The organism is Streptomyces sp. LN549 (genome assembly GCF_043203805.1).
In the GTDB taxonomy this organism is placed as follows: domain Bacteria; phylum Actinomycetota; class Actinomycetes; order Streptomycetales; family Streptomycetaceae; genus Streptomyces.
Genome location: NZ_JAZHRI010000002.1, coordinates 9,018,600 through 9,035,696 on the forward strand (window position 1 = coordinate 9,018,600; position 17,097 = coordinate 9,035,696).

Consider the following 17,097-nt stretch of genomic DNA (forward strand, 5'->3'; position numbering starts at 1 on the left):
GCAGGCCGGAGACGGTCGGGACGGGTGACGGCGCAGGCGACGCCGTCACCCGGAGGGTCAGTGACCCGAGAGGTGCTTGCCGTGGTCTCCGTTGTGACCGGAGTCGGGGTGCTCACCGGATACCTTCGACACCTTGCCCAGGGTGGCGGTGACCGCAGGCTCCAGGTTCTTGAACTGGGAGGTGTACGGGCCGACCTTGATGCCCTTCACCCCGTTCAGACCTGCGAGCTCCTCGAACGACGAGCTCTGCGACGCGGTGGTGAGAACGCGGATCGCGCTGCGCTGCAGGTCGCCCAGTCGCAGCGGGTAGCCCTGGGCGGGGTAGTCGCCCTTCAGCGCGACGGTGTAGGCGACCACCGGGCTGCTGTCGTCGCCTGCCGTGGCGTGCTGGACTCCGGTGATGCCGATCGCGGCCTTCTGCGCCGCGTTCAGCGCCGTGCTGCTCGGGTCCAGCAGAGCGGCCACCGCGCGGTACGCGTCGTCGACGGAGGCGAACTTGGCGTTCGGCGTGAACACCTGGTTGTTGATCGCGTCCGTGACGGTCTCACCCGACCGCGGCACCTGGGAGAGGTCCGTGTTCCCGTCGACGGTCGTGGTCACGGTGGTGCCACCGTCGGCCGAGGGGGTGAGGCCGCCGAACTGCCAGTTGTAGCTGACCCGCCCGTTGGAGCGGGTCGTCCTGTTGTAGGCGGGCAGGCCCGAGACGTCGATGGCCGGCGCGACCTGCTTGATGGCGTTGATGACCTCGGCCGGGTTGCCGCCGGGCTCGATGAGGTCGTTGCCGGCGTACATCGAGGTCAGTGCGCCGTGGCTACCGCCCCAGTCCGACATGACCGTGCCCTTGTAGCCCCACTCGCCACGCAACAGGTCGGTGAGCAGGTCGTAGTTGCTGGCGGTCCAGGTGCCGTTGAGCTTGTTGTACGAACTCATGACGGACATCGGCTGCGCGGCCTTGACCGCGATCTCGAAGCCCTTGAGCTCGAGCTCGCGCAGGGCCCGCTCGCCGACCACCGAGTTGCTGGTGGTCCGGTTGGTCTCCTGCGCGTTGGCGGCGAAGTGCTTGATCGTCACGCCGACCCCCGGGATGCTCTGGACACCCTCGGTGGTGGCCGCGGCGGTCAGTCCGGATATCAGCGGGTCCTCGGAGTAGTACTCGAAGTTGCGGCCGTTGAGCGGGTCGCGGTGGATGTTCATGCCCGGGGCGAGCCAGAGCTGGACTCCGTACTCCTGCATCTCCTCACCGACGGCCTCACCGACCTGCGAGACCAGGCCACGGTCCCAGCTCTGGGCGAGCAGGGTACCGATGGGCCAGGCGGTTCCCCACTGGTAGGTGGGCTCGGTCGTGCCGATCTGCTGCGTGAGGCGCAGTCCCGCGGGTCCGTCGGCCAGCGTCATGCCGGGCACGCCGAGCTTCTCGTAGTTCGGCGTGGTGTAGCCGGCTGCGCCCTTGGCGGTGAGCGTGGTACCCGCGGCGCTGGAACCTTCGACGATGTCGGCGAGCTGGGAAACGTTCAGACCGGCGACGAACTGCTCCATGGACGCCTTGCCCTTGGCGACGTCGTACAGAGTGGTCGACGTGTTCGTCGACACGTGCTTGACCTTCTCGCCGGTCTTCGGGCGGTAGGCAGCGCCGGTGGATTCCCAGTTCTTCTGCTTCGGGTCGAGGTACACCGTGGTCGACGAGATCTTGTCGCCGTCGAGCGCGTAGTACGGGGAGGACGAGTCGACCGAGGTGTCCTGCTGGTACGGCGACGCCTTCCTCTCCGTACGGAAGGAGCGGGGGTCGAGACGGATCCGGCTGGCCCGGGCGATCTCGGTCCGCTCGCCCGGGTAGGTGTAGAAGTCCTTCGGGGAGCTGGTGAGCTCCGTGTCGGGAACCTGGTCGTTGAGCTCGGTGTGGTCCTGCTCGGTGACGACGGTGGCCGAAAGGTTCAGCCGGGCTGCGACGTGGGTGTTCCGGGACGAGTTGCCGACCCGAACGACATAGTCGCCCGCGTCCATCACGTAGGCCGCGCGGGACTCGTCGTAGGCGGCGAGCGAAGCGGTGTCGAAGCTGATGGTCACCGTCTGGGACTGGCCCGGGGCAAGGTTGTCGGTCTTCGCGTATCCGGTGAGCTGCTGGTACGCCTTGTCGAGCCCGTTCTGCGGGGCCGACACGTAGACCTGGACGACCTCCTTGCCACTGTGGCTGTGGCCGGTGTTGGTCACCTTCGCCGTCACCTTCACGGTGCGGGAGTCAGCCCTGACCTGCTGCGCCTTGATATCGAAGGAGGTGTACGACTGGCCGTAGCCGAAGGGGTAGTTGACCACACCGGCCGGGTCTGCGGGGTCGATCTTCCTGTAGAGCGAGTCGAAGTAGCGGTAGCCGACGTAGATGCCCTCGGTGTACTGCTCCAGCAGGGGGTCGCCGTCGTTGCTCGCGAACGTCGGGGAGGCCGGGTAGTGCGAGTAGGCGGACGCCCAGGTGTCGGTGAGCTTGCCCGAGGGGGTGACGGTGCCGTTCAGCACCTCGACGAGTGCGCTGCCGCTCTCCTGGCCGGCCTGGCTCATCAGCAGCAGCGCGTCGAGCGCCCGGCCACCGGCGGCGTCCTTGACCTCGTCGTTGATCTGCGGGAAGAACGACGTGTCCACCACGCCGCCTGTGTTCAGAACCACGACGACACGCTCGTACGTCTGGCCGAGCAGCTTCAGGTTGGCGCGCTCGGTCGAGGTGAGCTCGTAGTCGCCCGGACCGGACGAGCGGTCCGCGCCTTCACCGGAGTTCCTGGCCAGGACGAAGACCGCGGTGTCGGTGGGGGCTGTCGGTGCGACGCCAGCGGCGGTCAGCGGCTGCTCGACGGAGGCGTAGTCGACGCTCGGGCCGAACATGCTGCCGGTGCCGCTCGGGTATTTGGTGTCGTATGCCTGCGTCATCGCGGACCAGTAGGCATCACTCGTCGTGACCTTGTATCCGGCGTCCGTGAGCCCCTGACGGGCGGAGATCGTGTACCGGTTGTTGACGTTCCCCGAGCCCGTGCCGCCCTTGACTGTCTTGTAGGCACCGACACCGAAGAGCGCCACGTTCCCCTTGCGGGATATCGGAAGCGCGTGATCGTGGTTCTCCAGAAGGACCATGCCCTGAGTGGCGGCTTCACGCGAGAGGGCAGCGTTCTTCAGCTCCAGTGCGGCCGGGTTGGGGTCGGAGGTGGCCGCGGTCGCCGCGGGGACTCCGGTGAACACGACCGCCGCGACGACTGCGGTGGCGGCGGCGATCGCGATGGTCCGGCCGCGGCGGGCACCTCTGGGCAATCTTGTGGGGTACATGTCAGTAAGTCCTCTCGCAACCGCATTGTCCAGATTGGAAGTTCATGCCGAACGGACACACCTCCCCCTCGGATACCTACCGGAGGGGAGCCCGCTCGGTGCGAACGAGGCTGACCCTAAGAGCGCTGTTTTCTTTGGTCAATGGTTAAAACGCCAGGTAAACGGCAAGGTTTTAAGCCAATCATTGGTGTATTGATTGCCCACCCCTCCACGCACTCCGATGCGGCAAGGGCGGCTGCGCATCTGCTATAAGTACAGGTCACAAGGGGTTGCTGAGGTAGTTGGCACCCGGAACCGGTTCCGGGGATCCCTGAGCCTGCCGATACACCGAAAGGCAGCCCATTACCCTGGCCTCGTTCACAGGTTGGCGTCAGTCACCCTCCGCGCAGCAGGCGGTGGTTGAGGCGCCGCGGGTCCCGATCCCGCAGCTGTTCCCCGGCGCCGCGTCGATCCTCGCGGCGAGACCGGATACGCGGACAGTCATGGGCGGACGTGCCATCCGCTGCCGGCCGACCGGGGAATCGGGATGAACGCGTTGCCGCAGACGACCGGGACGAACCGCGTACGGGCCTTCTGCCTGCGTTGTCTACCGGCGGCCCGACGCCGGTCGTCCGACGGCACTCACCCCATCGCGCCCAGGCCGCCGAGGCGGCGCGATGGGGTCCGGCCAATGAGGCAATCCACGTAGTGCTGGGCTGCGAGCACCGCCGCGCCGGAAGGAATGGCCGTTTCCGTGAGCCGGCCCGGGCGGATTTCGAGACCTTGAAAGGTCATGGGAGACGTCCGTCGTTCGACAGTGTCGCGAAGCCCCTCGACGACGGGCGCAGCGGCCGGCCCCAGAGCACTGTCCACTACCAGCAAGTCCGGGTTGAGCATGGTGATGAAACCAATGAGCGGTTCGGCCATGCTGCGGCCGACATCGGCCAGCCAACGGCGTACGGCGACATCCCCCTCCGCAGCCAGCTCGATGACCTCGCCGAGAGACATGTCGCGACCGAGGGCCGAGGCGATGTCGTCGGCGAGACTGGGCCCGTTTCGGCGCGCCGTTGTATAGCAGCCACGGTTGCCGCACACACACAGGTCGCCATCCTCGCGGACGCTGACATGGGCCAGTTCCCCGGCAACGCCCCCCGCACCCCGGTACAGCCGTCCGTCGATGACGATGCCGGCACCGAATCCGGGAACCACGCTGAGGTATACCGCGGTATGGGCGCCTCGAGCGGCACCGTGGCCCGACTCTCCGAGTGCGGCAAGATTGATGTCGTTCTCGATCGCTACGGGTATGCCCAGCGCTTCGGTCAGTGCGGCCGACGGATCGGTGAGCAGCCAGCCGGGCCGCCGGGCCCTCACCCGCGCAAAGGGCGACTCACCCGCCGAGTACATGGGGACCTGTGGGGCTCCAACACCTCTGCGGAACGGCATGGCGACGGAGACGACCATCGCACTGACCTCGGTTGCGTCGCCTGCCACCGTGTCCGCCGCCGCCGCGAGGCCGGCGGCCACGGCGTCGAAGGGCTGGGCCTGGTCGAATTCGATATCGGCACGGTTCAGCACACGGCCGTCGAAGCCCATGAGACTCACGAACTGGCTCCGGCGGCCGAGTTCGACAGCAGCGACGGTCTTCCTGGTCAGGTCGATCCGCACGGTCGGTGAGGGCCGGCCGGCACGGCGGGTGACTGCGGAACCATCGGTTTCGGTGAGCAACCCGCGAGCGATGAGGGACGCGACCGCAGTGGTGACGGTGGTACGCGGCAGGCCGGTGAGTTCGGCCAGCTCTCGGCGGTTTGCGCCGTCGAGGTCGCGCACCGCGGCAACGATGTGCCGTTCACGGGGCTGTAGCAAGTCGGGCTCGGAGCGGGTGTCCATCGTACGAAGCGTAGCGGGAGTGATCGGCGGCGACATCGATCCACCGGCCGGCCAGGCCGTAGGTGGCGTCCTCGCCGACCTCCGCCTCGATGAATCGCTTCATCTCCCCTCGGCATTCCTTCGGCATCCTGCCGTGGAAACGGCTGTACCGGGTCGGTCGGCGGAAAGCCGAGGTGGACTGACGCGCCACCATCAGGCCGCGGGCGGTGCGCCCCGAGACACACGTGACGGCGTCACTCTTTCGCGGCGCCCCAGCGGTCATCGACTCAGAACTTGAGCTGATCGATGTTGGCCTTGTCGAAGACGGTCGGCTTGCCGAGCAGGACGACGCCGTCCTCCTGATGGTGAAGGATCCCAGGTCGCCCGCCTTGGCCGAGCGGGGGCGTGCTTGTCGTTTGTCGCCCGGTGGCGGCATCGGCTTCGAGGCGTGGCATCACCGGGCAGGTACCAGCCTGGCACGGGGCTCTGACGACGCTGGTGTGGTCAGTCCTGCGAGGTGGTGTGGTGTGCGTTCAGCGTTGGGCAGGTGCCGGTGTGGGGGACTCCGAGAGGACCAGGGCGATGAGTTGTTCTGTGATGGGTTCGAGTGAGATGTCGTAGGTGCGGGCGATCTGCTGCATGCGGGCGATGGCTTTGCGTACGCCTGCGGTGTTGCCGATGGCCCACTCGATGTTCATCCAGTCCCGGTACAGCACCTCGGCGGTCTCCTCGATGTCCAGCCCGCGCAGGGCGGCGTGCCGGGCAGCGTCCATGTCCGGCGTGTCGCCTTCCGAATGCCAGGCCGCCAGGGTGTGGGCGATGTCGGTGATCCGGGAGAGCATTTCCTGCTGGACGGAGTCGGCCCAGGGATAGTCCTGGCCGTCGAAGGGCTTGCCTCTGACCAGGCCGAGCGCGTGTTCAAGGTCCGGGATTCCGCGCGCGGGGCCGGCGGACAGGCCGCGGGTGGCGAGTTCCTGGAAGGCGTCCCAGTCGGAGCGGACCCCGGCGTGCAGGGTGTATCCGTGCTTGGGCCGCGGCAGGTAGGGCTCCCCGTCCGGGGTGTTTCCGAACCGGGAGCGGAGCTCGGAGAGCCGGGACTGCAACGTGTGGGTCGACCACGGGGAGACCGGATCCATTGCCGTGCACAGAGCCTCGGCGCTGCGGCCGGGGCGCAGGTGGATGAGGGCAGCGAGGGCTGCGGCCTTGGGGCCGTGTCCGGAAACTGCTGATGCCGCTGACCCTGAGCGGCCCGAGCACCGAGATCTCCGGAGCGCCCGAGACCGGCCTGGTCCCCGCGTCCGGTCCGGCCACATCCTCCGGACGGGCGCCAGGTGCTGATGCGCCGTCCTGCGTCTGCTCGGCGGCATCCGGGGCACCCTCGTTTTCGTCGGTGGCGGGGCCGTCGGTGTCCGTCGGTGTCCGGTCCGCGGCCGGGCCTTCGCTTCTCTGCGGCGGTGCGGATGCCAGAAGCGCCGGGAACGGGTTGCCCGGGTCCGCGCTGCCGTCGGCGGGGGACGAACACGGCCGGGGGCCGCGGGGCGGTGGCCGCCTGGTCGTGGTCCTCAGCCAGCTTCCATGCCCCGGTTGCGGGCGTGGCCGGCTCATCGGCCACTTCCAGTGCGTTGATGAACTGCCGGTACTGCTCCTCCTCCAGCCGCTGCAGCTGAATGGGTGCGCTGCTCAGCTGGGGGACCTCGATCGGTGACTGGGCTGTGGTGGGGATGAGCTCGGCGTCGGGGAACGCCTGGCGTGAGGCGTCGGTGGCGGTGGCTTTGTCAGCGAGAGTTACGGCTCTGGTCCACTTCTTGTGGGGGCTCACGGACAGTGATGTCAGTGGTGTGTGGGATGGCCGGACTCTGCCGTTGATCCGCTGGGAGGCCCTCGTGACGTCCTCGTACCCGTCCCTGACTCGTGCCTTGGCCGAGGCTTTGGTCGATGTCCTGTGGTTCATCGACGGTAGCGAGGACGAGCAGATGGATCAGGACGACGCGGTCAAGGTCATGGAGGGTGTGGGCCACGTGGTCAGCACGCTGCCGAGTGATCAGCGGCAGGAGCTGATCGAGCTGGTCGGGGAGATGGCAGCCGCCGAGAACAACCCCGCTCGCCGCGAGTTCCTGGAAGCGTTCCCGGAGGGCTTCGGGCTGATCGACGATGTGTCCTGAGTAGCCTTTTCAGGAGTAGAGCAGGACGCGCTTGCGGAGGAGTTCGAAGCCGGCGCGGCCGAACATCTGGCGCTTCAGCATCTTGATCCGGTTGACATGGCCCTCGACGACTCCAGAGTTCCACGGTTGCGAGAGTCCGGCGGTGACGGCGTCGAGGTCGCGCTCCAGGTGCCGGGCGAATCGCTGCAGGCTCGGCAGGTCGGTGGGGGTCGCGGCTTCGATCCATGCTGGCAGCTGGTGGCCCTGCAACTGGGTGAGCATGTGGGCGAAGGAGCGGACGTGTCCGGCGAGTGCGTCCAGTTCGGGGCAGTTGGCCAGTACGTCCTTGAGCTGGATCCGGTCTCTCTCGGTCAATGCTTCGGGGCGGGTGAGGATCCAGCGGGTGACGGCTCGGGCGGATGGCGGGCGGGGACCGACTGGCTGGGGTTTGCCGCGTAGGTTCCGGCTGACGTAGGCGCGAACGTTGCCGTAGCCGTCCGGGTAGCCCTGTTCCTTGATCTCCTCCCATAGCTTCCAGGCGTTGGTGCAGCCCTCTTGCCACCGCTCGTCGAGGTAGGGCTTGAAGGCGTCGAGCTTGGTGGGGCGGCTTTGCCACTGGCCGGTGAACAACTGTTCCGGCTCCGCAGCATGGGCAAAGCGGAGGACGGTGCTGAAGCCCGTGCCGAGTTGCCGGGCGATGGATCGTTTGCTGTGGCCGGCGGCGAGAAGCGCGTGGACCGCGTGGCGTGCTTGGCGCGAGTCCTCTCAGCGAACCGGTGCCCAGTCGGCCACGGCGACGAGGCGGGCGGTTCCGATGTCTGCTGAAGCTCGTCGAGCGGCGCCGGTGCCGGCCGCAGACAGGCGCGGTGCCGGAAGACGCACTTCTCGGCGGCTTCGCCGAGGTTGTGCCAGAGGTGCCACCTGTCAGCGACCTGAAGAGCCTGCGGGGCGCCGCGGGTGGCTCCTTCGGCGTAGAAGCGGGCGCGGTCCCGGCAGATGATCTCGATTCCCGGCCTCTCGGACAGCCAGGCTGCGAGGGTGTCCGCCTCCCGGTTCGGCAAGAGGTCCACGGGACGGCGGGTCTCAACGTCGACGAGCACGGTTCCGTAGATCCGGCCTTTGCGTTGGGCGTATTCGTCGACTCCCACCACGCGGGGCGTGGAGACGGGCGGATCCGGCAGCGAGGTGATCAGCCTCAGCAGGGTGTTCCGGCTGACTCGCACCCCGAAGGCATCCTCCCTGCGGCCGGGTCGCACGGGCAGGAGGCGCGGATCCGGGTCAGCGGCACCTGGGACGGCCGTAAGGTCGACACCGGCGGAAGTCTGCTGGCGCAGGGCGGCGAGATCAGCGTCGCGGTGCCAGGCATCGGTGAACACTCCTACGTGTGGCGAGTGTCCCTGCCGCAGAACGCCGGCTTCACCGCTGCCCGTTCCACGCCGTCGGGCGTGGACTTCGGGATCACCGGCCACCAGGTCGTGCTCGGTTCCTCGATGTACACGAGGTGACGGGCGGCGCGCTGATGACGCGGCGCGACCCGCGGCCGGGTACACGAAGAAGCGGAGCCCTCTCCGGGTGCCCGGCATAGGCACTGTTTCTCGGATCATGTTCTGAGCCAGATGTCGAGGGCCGCAAGTGTGATGGTCCCGAGGGCAGATGTCGGTGTCGCGTGGCTCGGCAGTCCGTTCGAGGACGGCGAACTCATCGGCGTAGCCGACTGCGCCGGACGAGCGGTGACACAGACCCCAGCAGTCCCTTTCGGGCAAGGTGCTTACCGGCAAGGAAGTGATCTACGGCCAGCCGGAAAACAATCTTCAGGGGGGCACGGCTCCTCGCTGGGCAGCCATCGTGCATGTGGAGGTCAGCGCCTTCGCGAAACCGGCATCCGCCCCAGCGAGGCCATGCCTTTCACTGTCCTGCTGTGCGGGATCCGTCTTCTAGTGAGGCGTCGAGCACGCATACATGGGCGGTGATCCCGGAGTCGGCCAGCGCTGCCGCGTGCTGGTGGAGGTCTATGCGGAGCTGTTCAGGTGTGTGGCGGGCTGACTTGGCTTGGCGGCTGTCGCCGTCGCTCCAGGCAGCCGCCGAAATAGACGGCGATGTACACGCCTGCCGACCCCAGTGGGCCCTTCAGGTAGCGCCAGCCGAGCTGGTCGCGGAGGGCGGTGACGACTTCGTTGTGCCAGCTGCACTTCACCTGGGTCTGATGCAGGGTTGGGTGACAAGTTCAGTCACGCAGCCTGGAGGGCCGGTGTGATCATGACGGTTTCGAATTCGACGGGGGTCAGTCGGCCGAGTGCGGCTTGTCGACGGCGCCGGTGGTAGGTCTTCTCGATCCAGGTCACGATGGCGATCCGCAGTTCCCGGCGGGTGGCCCACGTGCGGCGGTCGAGGACGTTCTTCTGTAGCAGGCTGAAGAAGGACTCCATGGCTGCGTTGTCGCCGGCCGCTCCGACCCGCCCTATCGAGCCGACGAGCTGGTGGTGGCCGAGTGCGCGGACGAATTTCCGGGACCGGAACTGCGACCCGCGATCGCTGTGCAGGACACACCCGGCGACACTGTCACGCCGGGCAACAGCGTTGTCCAGGGCGGCGACGGCCAGGCGGGACTTCATCCGCTCGTCGATGGAGTAGCCCACGATCCTCTTGCTGAAGACGTCCTTGACCGCGCAGAGATACAGCTTCCCTTCCGCTGTGGGATGTTCGGTGATGTCGGTGAGCCAGAGCCTGTTCGGGCCATCAGCGGTGAAGTCGCGGCGGACGAGGTCGTCGTGCACCGGCGGACCGGCCTTCTTGACCCTGCCGCGCTTTTTGCCGAACACACTCCACCAGCGGTTGTCCCGGCAGATCCGCCACGCGGTCCGGTCCGCCATGCCGGCTCCCGTGACTCGTGCTTCGTCGGCCAGGAAGCGGTAACCGAACTCCGGGTCCTTGCGGTGGGCGTCGAACAACGCGTTTGCGCGATACGCCTCCGCGGTTCCTCGCGACCCGCACGACATCCTCGCGGGACTCTTCCGGATAAGACCTCGCGGAATGCGGAGGGCGTACCTTCCCGAGTGATCGATTGATGGTCATCGAGTAGACCCGCGTTGCACCGCGGGTCGGGAAGGCACGCCCGTGCTCAGCGTAGTCAACGACGAGGGAACCACCGAGACCGGATCCCTGATGGACGACATTGTCCGTGAGGGTGCCCGGCGGATGCTCGCCGCGGCCCTGGAGGCCGAAGTCAACCAGTACATAGCCGAATTGGCCGGTGAGCGGGACGGGGCCGGTCGCGCTGGCTCTCCGGCGGCATCGTCTCCACCGTCCTTTCCGACCTCGGCTCCGGCAACCGCCCTCTCACTTACGAAGCCCTGGACGAACTCCCCAAAGGCAAGGTCGTCGAGCACATCCGCAGCGTCCTCGTCGCCAGCGGCGCCCTGCCCACTCGGGACGAGCAGATGGTCCGTCTCGAAAGACACGTCAAAGACCTCGTCACCTCCCATGCGACGGCCGAGGGACGCGAAATCCTGCATCGGTACGCGACTTGGCACCTCCTACGACGGCTTCGCCGTCGCAGCCGCGGCAAGGAAACCACGTACTACCAGCTCCAGGTCGCACGGCAACACCTGCGGGCGGGCGTCTACCTCCTGAACTGGCTCAACGGCCTGAAATTGACCCTTGCCACCTGCCGACAGGCCGACCTCGAACGTTGGACGACCAGCGACGACGCCCGTCTTCGCCAGGAGGCAGGCCACTTCGTGCGCTGGGCCCTGACCCAGAAGATCGCCCGCGATCTCACCTTTCCGGCCGAGCGATGGAACGGCCCCTCCCAGCCGATGGACGATGAGGCCCGCTGGGCCTCCGCCCGACGTCTGCTGCACGACGACACGCTCAAGCCCGAAGACCGCCTCGCCGGCCTGCTGTTGCTCCTCTATGCCCAGTGGCCCGCTGCGATCTCCCGGCTCACCGGCGACCACATCGAGAAGACAGACACAGGCGTCTGTAGCCGTCTCGGCGCCGTCCCCGTCGAGCTTCCCGCACCCGTCGCTGAACTGGCCCTGTACCAGGTCGAGGTTCGCCGCAGCCATGCCGTCCTCGGCGGGACAGACTCACCCTGGCTCTTCCCCGGGGGCCAGCCAGGTCGCCCGATCAGTGCCTGGGCCATGGGCGAACGACTCCGCGAACTCGGCCTCCGGCTCGCCCAGGCCCGCTCGACCGCACTGTTCCAGCTCGCCACCGAGTTGCCCGCCGCGGTCCTCGCCCGCACCCTCGGCATCGACGTCACCGTCGCCGTCAAGTGGCAGAGAGCCGCCGCCGGAGACTGGGCCGCCTACGCAGCCGAGGTCAGCCAGAGAGCAAGACCATGACCGAGGCGTTCCGAGGTTGCGATACTCCGAGCTCGTTCAGTTCGGAAACCACTCGAGAGGACTACCACCGAAGCGCCGCCAACTTCCGCACCACAACGTCGGTTGCTCTTACATACCGCTCGGGCTCACCAGACTTAGCCCGCCCCGACGGCCCTGCGCTCTCGCTATGCGCAACGAGCCTGAAGATCAGTGCCCGGACGAGCATCTGCTGCCAATCCGGATGATCGCTGCCACCCGTCAGCAGGTCGGACGGAAGATCGAACCACAACAGACCATCTGCGACCACGACGGCCTCGGCAAACACCGGAGGCCGCCAATACGGCGAAAAGTCGATCACAGCGGGCGCTTCGGCCGCAGCGAAGAGTACGTTGCCGGAGAGATCGCCGTGGATGAGCTGAGCTGTGTCCTGCTTCACCGGGCGCCTCAGCTCCAGCAGAGCCGAGAACGGCGCACCGAGGTCTTGGATCACGTCGATGTCCTGTTCGTTCCACGCAACCCGGTCGGCCACGGCCCAGGGGTGGGTATGCCGATCAAGGAAGTGGGGCCGGGGCATCTGCCGCAGGGCGGCATGGAAGGCCCGGCCGGCGTTGAGGACGTCGGTCCAGCGCCCCTGCGGGCCAGGCTTTCCGGTCAGGAACTCGCTGGCCGTCCAGCCGTCCACGATGGTCCGCCCGTCGGAGGCCCTGAGAGGCAACGGGACGCGAAAGCCACGGCCCGGTGCAAGCTTCTCGAACAGTGAAGCAGCCCACTCGGCCTCGTCCTCGGAGCCCTCAGCAGGCTTGAACACAAACCCACCTACGAGAACGCTCCGTCCTTGGCCGCCAACCAGCGGGACAGGAGTGCCCTTCACACCGAAGGCATCGAGGACGTCACGGGGCGGGACGGTGTTGCTCGGGAGCTCAGTCACGCCGGACATCCTGCCGACACCGGCTTGCCCAGTGCACCTTCTTTTCGCCCAGCACCGGCCCTCACACCGTCTCGCGCAACTTTTCCGGGTGCAGAGAGGACAGCCAGAGAGGAAGGTCATGACCGGGGCATTCCGAGGGTTCCAATACCCGACTGCACCATTACACGTCGAGGACGCGTGGATCCGTGCAGGCCAGCGGGCTGCGGCTCGATTCGGAGGAACACACCGGTGAAGTGGAACCTGCGGATGGTCGCCGCCCAGCGCGACGTTTGGAAGGCGTCCGAGCTGCAGCGGATGCTCGCGGAGGCCGGGTTGGTGATCTCGGCGGGCAAGATGTCCCACCTGTGGTCCGGGCGGCCGCTGACCGTCCGCCTGCACGACCTCGACATCATCTGAGAGGTGCTGGACTGCACGCCCGCCGAGCTCCTGGTCCCGGAGCAGTCCGCCGGCAGGCAAGAGACCACGGCCGTCGAGGAGGCACCGCGGCAGGTTGTCGGTGGCACCCCGGTCATGCATCAGCGTCGGCCGGGCCGTTCAGGGCCGCCGCTATGAGTACGCCCGCCCGGAGATCACGGCCCTGGGCGACCCGCAGCTGCCGCGACTGCATGGGCTGGGGCTGGTTCGATAGGCCCCCGCTGCAAGGCATGTTGGGGGTTCGTCGCGAAGGCGACCAGCCAGCACTGCGACGTCTGCCTGCGCGAGGTCGCCGCGATCGACGGGGTCTGTCGGCTCTGCCGTCGCCAGGCCGGCCTGATCGCTGGTCCGGACAACAAGACGCGTGTCGACCTGACGGTCGCCGCCCGCACCGGGCAGCAGTTGTTCATCATCGGCACCCTGAGGCCACGCGGCGGACTCCCACCGAGAGCGAACGATCAGCGGCCCGGGCCCGAGCCGCTGGGAGGACGGCTGCACGGCGTCCAGCCCCGGTGGTCAGAGCCCTCCCTGTTCGAGATGAACCGCGATCTGCGTGGCGTCAGCAGCCTGGCACCACTCCTGGCTCCGGAACTGGCCACGGCCTTGAGCACACGGGCGGCGCGGATCGCGGAACTTCGCGGCTGGCCTGCCCGCACCCTCGGATCGGTGCGGCGGGGCATTCGGATTCTTTGCACGGTTCACCGGTCGGGCGAGGTGATCCTGGCCTCGACAATCACCCAGCTCACCCACACCGCGGTGCCGGCCAATCACGTCCTGGAGGTGTTCGAGGACCTGGAGATCTTCCTCGACGACCGTCCGGACTCACTCGATGCCTGGTGCGAGACACACTTCGCCTCTCTTGCACCGGACATTCGGGCGGAGCTGGATATCTGGATCAATATCCTGCGGCACGGGACCTCTCGCCGCAGACCACGGGCCAGGTCCACGATCATCACCAACCTGGGGAGCATCCTGCCGTTCCTGACCGAGTACGCGGCGAGGTACACAACACTGCGTCAGGTCACCCGAGACGACGTCATCGAATGGCTCGCCTACCGTCCCCATCGCGCATACGACGCCAGTGCACTGCGTGGGCTGTTCCGAACGCTCAAGGCCGAGCGGCTGGTATTCACCAACCCGACGCGCGGCGTCCACGGCGGAAAGCTTCCCGTTTCGATCCCTTTGTCGCTCACCGCGGAGGAGGTGGCGTCCGTGGCTCAGGCCGTCCTGCAGGAACCGGCCCTTCGCGTGGTCGTGGCACTGTCCGCTATCCATGCTCTGCCTGCCCACCGAATCCGGTCGCTGCTGCTGGAAGAGGTTGACCTGCCGGGACGCCGTCTCGACCCGGAGGATCTGGACCGTCCTTTGGACGAGTACACCGCCGAGGCGATCACCGACTACCTCGCCTACCGGCACCGGCGCTGGCCGAACAGCACGAATCCGCACATGCTGATCAGCCGGAACACGGCAACAACCACTGCGGCGGTCGGCACGTTCTGGATGGACAAGCTGGTCAAGAACTACCGGTGAGCGTCGACCGGCTACGGCAGGACCGAATCCTCGAAGAGGCCCTCACCAACGGCGCCGACCCCCTTCACTGAGCTTGTTCCGCTTTGACGGACACCATTGGTGTGGTGGTCAGGCTGCGAGTGCGGTCTCGTACTCGGCGGGGCTGAGGTAGCCGAGGCTGCTGTGCAGTCGGTGCAAGTTGTACCAGCCCTCGATGAAATCGAAGATCGCGGTGCGGGCGGCGGCCCGGCTGGGCCAGGCGGAGGTGCCGAGCAGTTCGCGTTTGATGGTCGAGAAGAACGACTCGGCGAGCGCGTTGTCCCAGCACTGACCGGTGCGGCCGACCGAAAGCCGGACCCCGAACTCGACTGCCAGGAAGGCGAATTGCTGACTGGTGTACTGGCACCCGCGATCCGAATGGAAGATCACGGGATGGGTCGGGCGACGCTGCCGGCAGGCGACTGTCAGCGCCTCGGCAACCAGCTCGGTCCGAAGGTGATCGGCGGTTGCCCAGCCGACCACGCGCCGGGAGGCGATGTCGATGACCGTGGCCAGACAGAGCCAGCCCTCCCCGGTCGGGACATACGTGATGTCACCGCACCAGCGGGCATCGAGCCCCGTGCGGTCGGGCCGGAAGTCCCGGACGATGAGGTCAGGACGGAGAGCAGCCCCGGGATCGGGGACCGTGGTCACGTGCCGTCGTCAGCGGCGCCGGCCTTGCAGCCCGGCGGCCCGCATCAGTCGTGCGACAGCACGCCGGCCGCACCCGGCACCCTCGCGCTTGAGCACGGCATGCACGCGTGGGGCCCGTAGGTTCCGCGTGATTTCGCATGAACCTCGGTGATCTGCTCGGTCAGCTCGGCATCCCGCACAGCACGAGGACCGGGCAGGCCGGAGCGACGGGTATAGAAGGCGGTCCGGGAGACCTTCATCAGCTCACACGCCCGTTTGACGCTGTGACCTGCGCGCTTCTCCGCCTCGATGAACGGGTGCACCGTCACCGGGTCTCCTTCGCGAAGAAACCTGTGGCCCGCTTGAGGACGTCGACATCCTCACGCAGTCGGCGGTTCTCCCGCCGCAACGCGGCCAGTTCCTCGCGCTCACTGCTGGTCAGCCCGTTGCGCTCGCTCGCGTCGACCTCGGCCTGCTTCACCCAGTCCCGCACCGATGTCTCGGTCAGTTCGAAGTCTCTGGAGACCTGCCCGACCGAGCGGTCACCTCATCGGCACAGACCTACGATCTCGGCCTTGAACACCGGCGTGAACGAACGACGAGGGCGGCGAGGCTTCTTCTTCCCCATGCTCTCCATGATGGACATCCTCCCGGGGCAGAACCCCAGATCTCGAATGTCCGTCAAAGCGGAACAAGCCCAAGCTGTGGGAGCTTCGGTCCTACGAGCAGGTCATCAAGCTCGAACAGGACCGGCTGATCTACCAGGCCCGCCTCGAGGCCCGCTTCGGCCGCAACTGGCGCCGCAAGGCCCCCGTCGAGTCCCTGATGCCGCTCCGCCTCGCCAAGTACGGCGTCCCGCTCGCCGACACCGGCCCCGCCGGACTCGCCGCAGCCGGCATCGAACCCGCCCTGCTGCCCCCGGCCCCCGCCCCCGCCGTCGCCGTGGAAACGGCCCCGCAGCCCGAACTCGCGGGAGCCCGTCCGCACGTTCTGGCGGTGGGGGAAACGAATGAAGCTGTTGCACCGCTCGTGGAGCCGGTGCGATCAGAACCCAGTCAAGACGCCGAGCGCACTGACGAGGGGGAGCAGCCCGCGCTTCCTGACATCGACTACAACGAAGCAGTCCTTGGCTATCACAACCAGTTCGGGAAGCTGCCGAACGCCAGGCAGTTCGGGCTGTTCCTGGCGCATTACGGAGTCGTCGACCCTGTCACGGGCGGCGTGCTTCCGGAGGGGCAGCTGCGGCCCGTGCTGCAGGACTTCAAGATGACGCAGTACCAGTCGAATGAGGCCCAAGCAGGCGAAGGTCTAGGTCTAGGCGTTGCCGATCGGGGAGCGTCCGTTCCGGCAGACGAGACTGAGGCCCTCGGCGGAGAGCCTGACGCGGCCGTAGTCAGTGCGGCGGGCAAGGACGGCCATTCCGTCGCCTCTCTTCCTTCTCCGGAACCGACGGCGGCATCTCAGCCGGAAGACGATCCGGCTCTGGAGCCAGCGGTGATGGGCCAGTCCGGCCGTGGTGGGGGAGCACCGCAGCAGACTGCGCTCGATGTTCCAGCACCAAAGGCGCCTGACGCACCCGCTGGCGAACCAGGTACCTGGGAGGCCACCGTCAACAGCACGGGAGCTGCTGCTTCGCTGGAGCCCGCGCAGCAAAGCGTCGAGCCCGAACTGGACCCGGTTGAGCAGCAGATCGTGACCGTGGTCAGGTGGCTGGTCGAGGCGGAGGAGTCCGGTGGCCGGCTCACCGGTGCTGAGGTCGCCCGTCGGCTGGGTCTGTCCCCGAAGACGGGGCAGCGGCGTGTGAACGCCGCGGCCGAGCGCCTCGAAGGGCAACGGCGGCAGCAGGGCCGCGCACATCTTCGGTCGGTCAACCGCTGACCGCACCACCGCTCGCGCGTGGCCGGTGACTGTTCTTGGTCATCGGCCACATCCATGTCCCCGGACTGCCAGGGCGGCTGAT

At 67.5% G+C, this 17,097-nt stretch carries 13 protein-coding genes and 5 pseudogenes; 7 read left to right on the top strand and 11 right to left on the bottom strand.

Annotation, left to right across the window (positions count from 1 at the left end; all coding sequences use genetic code 11):
• Nucleotides 1-57: 57 nt before the first annotated feature.
• From SH922_RS39905 to SH922_RS39920, 4 genes are all read right to left on the bottom strand, one after another.
• Nucleotides 58-3,303: a glycoside hydrolase family 3 C-terminal domain-containing protein gene (locus tag SH922_RS39905; protein WP_393063374.1), complete on the bottom strand. Its 3,246-nt coding sequence runs from the start codon at nucleotides 3,301-3,303 to the stop codon at nucleotides 58-60.
• Between the two features lie 621 nt (nucleotides 3,304-3,924).
• Nucleotides 3,925-5,169: an ROK family transcriptional regulator gene (locus tag SH922_RS39910; protein WP_393063375.1), complete on the bottom strand. Its 1,245-nt coding sequence runs from the start codon at nucleotides 5,167-5,169 to the stop codon at nucleotides 3,925-3,927.
• Nucleotides 5,170-5,435: 266 nt separating this feature from the next.
• Nucleotides 5,436-5,603: a hypothetical protein gene (locus SH922_RS39915; protein WP_393063376.1), complete on the bottom strand. Its 168-nt coding sequence runs from the start codon at nucleotides 5,601-5,603 to the stop codon at nucleotides 5,436-5,438.
• Nucleotides 5,604-5,681: 78 nt separating this feature from the next.
• A complete protein-coding gene (locus SH922_RS39920; RefSeq protein WP_393063377.1) occupies nucleotides 5,682-6,284 on the bottom strand; it encodes a hypothetical protein in 603 nt (200 codons plus the stop codon).
• A gap of 780 nt (nucleotides 6,285-7,064) precedes the next feature.
• On the opposite strand from SH922_RS39920, the gene SH922_RS39925 reads away from it, so the two are divergent.
• Nucleotides 7,065-7,310: a hypothetical protein gene (locus SH922_RS39925; protein ID WP_393063378.1), complete on the top strand. Its 246-nt coding sequence runs from the start codon at nucleotides 7,065-7,067 to the stop codon at nucleotides 7,308-7,310.
• 9 nt (nucleotides 7,311-7,319) lie between these two features.
• On the opposite strand, the gene SH922_RS39930 is transcribed toward SH922_RS39925, so the two are convergent.
• The gene (locus tag SH922_RS39930) at nucleotides 7,320-7,919 is read right to left on the bottom strand and encodes a transposase (protein ID WP_393063379.1); all 600 of its coding nucleotides are present in this window, start codon (nucleotides 7,917-7,919) and stop codon (nucleotides 7,320-7,322) included.
• A 293-nt stretch (nucleotides 7,920-8,212) separates the two neighbouring features.
• Nucleotides 8,213-8,512 (bottom strand): annotated as a pseudogene (locus tag SH922_RS39935) (transposase); the annotation flags it as partial.
• Between SH922_RS39935 and SH922_RS39940 the strand changes: the two are divergent.
• Complete coding sequence (locus tag SH922_RS39940; protein WP_393063380.1) at nucleotides 8,414-8,794, top strand: hypothetical protein; 381 nt, start codon at nucleotides 8,414-8,416, stop codon at nucleotides 8,792-8,794. The pseudogene SH922_RS39935 and the gene SH922_RS39940 overlap by 99 nt on opposite strands.
• Nucleotides 8,795-9,517: 723 nt before the next feature.
• Here SH922_RS39940 and SH922_RS39945 read toward each other — a convergent pair.
• Nucleotides 9,518-10,300 (bottom strand): annotated as a pseudogene (locus SH922_RS39945) (IS3 family transposase); the annotation flags it as partial.
• A 103-nt stretch (nucleotides 10,301-10,403) separates the two neighbouring features.
• On the opposite strand from SH922_RS39945, the pseudogene SH922_RS39950 reads away from it, so the two are divergent.
• Together SH922_RS39950 and SH922_RS39955 are read left to right on the top strand one after the other, a co-directional pair.
• Nucleotides 10,404-10,562: pseudogene (locus SH922_RS39950) on the top strand (IS256 family transposase); the annotation flags it as partial.
• Nucleotides 10,563-10,726: 164 nt separating this feature from the next.
• A complete protein-coding gene (locus SH922_RS39955) occupies nucleotides 10,727-11,635 on the top strand; it encodes a hypothetical protein (protein WP_393063847.1) in 909 nt (302 codons plus the stop codon).
• A 61-nt stretch (nucleotides 11,636-11,696) separates the two neighbouring features.
• Here SH922_RS39955 and SH922_RS39960 read toward each other — a convergent pair whose 3' ends face one another.
• On the bottom strand, nucleotides 11,697-12,542 hold the full coding sequence (locus SH922_RS39960; RefSeq protein ID WP_393063381.1) for an aminoglycoside phosphotransferase: 846 nt from the start codon (nucleotides 12,540-12,542) through the stop codon (nucleotides 11,697-11,699).
• A 228-nt stretch (nucleotides 12,543-12,770) separates the two neighbouring features.
• Between SH922_RS39960 and SH922_RS39965 the strand changes: the two genes are divergently transcribed.
• Nucleotides 12,771-12,938: a hypothetical protein gene (locus SH922_RS39965; protein ID WP_393063382.1), complete on the top strand. Its 168-nt coding sequence runs from the start codon at nucleotides 12,771-12,773 to the stop codon at nucleotides 12,936-12,938.
• Nucleotides 12,939-13,493: 555 nt separating this feature from the next.
• Nucleotides 13,494-14,486 (top strand): hypothetical protein, encoded by a 993-nt coding sequence (locus tag SH922_RS39970; protein ID WP_393063383.1) that lies wholly within the window; start codon nucleotides 13,494-13,496, stop codon nucleotides 14,484-14,486.
• Nucleotides 14,487-14,594: 108 nt separating this feature from the next.
• On the opposite strand, the gene SH922_RS39975 is transcribed toward SH922_RS39970, so the two are convergent.
• The 3 genes and pseudogenes from SH922_RS39975 to SH922_RS39985 form a co-directional block, all read right to left on the bottom strand.
• Nucleotides 14,595-15,158: an IS3 family transposase gene (locus SH922_RS39975; protein WP_393063384.1), complete on the bottom strand. Its 564-nt coding sequence runs from the start codon at nucleotides 15,156-15,158 to the stop codon at nucleotides 14,595-14,597.
• Between the two features lie 9 nt (nucleotides 15,159-15,167).
• Complete coding sequence (locus SH922_RS39980) at nucleotides 15,168-15,263, bottom strand: IS3 family transposase (RefSeq protein ID WP_393063385.1); 96 nt, start codon at nucleotides 15,261-15,263, stop codon at nucleotides 15,168-15,170.
• A gap of 199 nt (nucleotides 15,264-15,462) precedes the next feature.
• Nucleotides 15,463-15,669: pseudogene (locus SH922_RS39985) on the bottom strand (IS3 family transposase); the annotation flags it as partial.
• A gap of 167 nt (nucleotides 15,670-15,836) precedes the next feature.
• On the opposite strand from SH922_RS39985, the pseudogene SH922_RS39990 reads away from it, so the two are divergent.
• Nucleotides 15,837-16,074: pseudogene (locus SH922_RS39990) on the top strand (hypothetical protein); the annotation flags it as partial.
• Nucleotides 16,075-17,097: the final 1,023 nt, after the last annotated feature.

Coding starts and splice junctions, on each gene's coding strand:
- SH922_RS39905 (WP_393063374.1), bottom strand. CDS start 3,303: ATGTACCCCACAAGATTGCCCAGAGGTGCCCGCCGCGGCCGGACCATC.
- SH922_RS39915 (WP_393063376.1), bottom strand. CDS start 5,603: ATGCCACGCCTCGAAGCCGATGCCGCCACCGGGCGACAAACGACAAGC.
- SH922_RS39910 (WP_393063375.1), bottom strand. CDS start 5,169: ATGGACACCCGCTCCGAGCCCGACTTGCTACAGCCCCGTGAACGGCAC.
- SH922_RS39970 (WP_393063383.1), top strand. CDS start 13,494: ATGAACCGCGATCTGCGTGGCGTCAGCAGCCTGGCACCACTCCTGGCT.
- SH922_RS39920 (WP_393063377.1), bottom strand. CDS start 6,284: ATGGATCCGGTCTCCCCGTGGTCGACCCACACGTTGCAGTCCCGGCTC.
- SH922_RS39955 (WP_393063847.1), top strand. CDS start 10,727: ATGGTCCGTCTCGAAAGACACGTCAAAGACCTCGTCACCTCCCATGCG.